Here is a 1,037-nt window from a genome sequence, read left to right on the forward strand (position 1 = left end):
GGAGGTGACCGCGTGACCACCGCGGACCGTGACCGTACCGCACTGGCCGGCGCCCGGCTGGTCCTGCCCGGCGGCGTCGTCGAGGGCGGCCGCCTGGCCGTCGAGGGCGACCGGATCGCCGGCCTCGGAGGCGAGAGCGGGCCCGGCGACCTGGACCTGACCGGGTACACCGTCGTGCCCGGCTTCGTCGACCTGCACGTGCACGGCGGCGGCGGCGCCTCCTACGCCTCCGGCATCGCCGAGGAGGCCCTGCTCGCCGCCCGTACGCACCTGGAGCACGGCACCACCACCACGGTCGCGTCCACCGTCACCGGGGAGATCGACGAGGTCGCCCGCCAGGCGTCCGTGCTGTCCGAGCTGGTCGAGGACGGCGTGCTGGCCGGCATCCACTTCGAGGGCCCGTTCATCTCCCACAACCGCTGCGGCGCCCACCGCCCCGACCTGCTGCGCGACCCGGACCCGGCGCTGGTGCGCAAGCTGGTCGACGCCGCCCGCGGCCACGCGAAGATGGTCACCCTCGCCCCCGAACTGCCCGGCGGCCTGGACTCGGTGCGGATGCTCGCCGACCTCGGCGTGATCGCCGCCGTCGGCCACACCGACTCCGACTACGCCACCACGCTGGAGGCGATCGACGCCGGCGCGAGCGTCGCCACCCACCTCTTCAACGCCATGCCCGGCATCGCCCACCGCGCCCCGGGCCCGATCGTGGCGCTGCTGGAGGACGAGCGGGTCACCGTCGAGCTGATCAACGACGGCGTGCACCTGCACCCGTCCGTGCTCGACCTCGCCTACGGCACCGCCGGGGCGTCCCGGGTCGCCCTGATCACCGACGCCATGGGCGCGGCCGGCATGGGCGACGGCCTCTACCCGCTCGGCCCGCTCCAGGTCGAGGTCAAGGACGGCGTCGCCCGGCTGGTCGAGGGCGGCGCCATCGCCGGCTCCACGCTCACCCTGGACGTCGCCTTCAAGCGCTCGCTCACCGTCAACGGCCTGACGCTGAACCAGACCGTCGAGTCGCTGTCCGCCACCCCGGCCCG

General features: G+C 74.9%; 1 protein-coding gene. It reads left to right on the forward strand.

What is annotated here, in order from left to right; all coding sequences use genetic code 11:
• Nucleotides 1-12: 12 nt before the first annotated feature.
• The coding region (locus AB0R04_RS38910) for an amidohydrolase family protein (RefSeq protein ID WP_363378912.1) at nt 13-1,037 on the forward strand (1,025 nt) is incomplete at its 3' end.

Source organism: Kitasatospora sp. NPDC056731, assembly GCF_040687675.1.
GTDB lineage: Bacteria > Actinomycetota > Actinomycetes > Streptomycetales > Streptomycetaceae > Kitasatospora.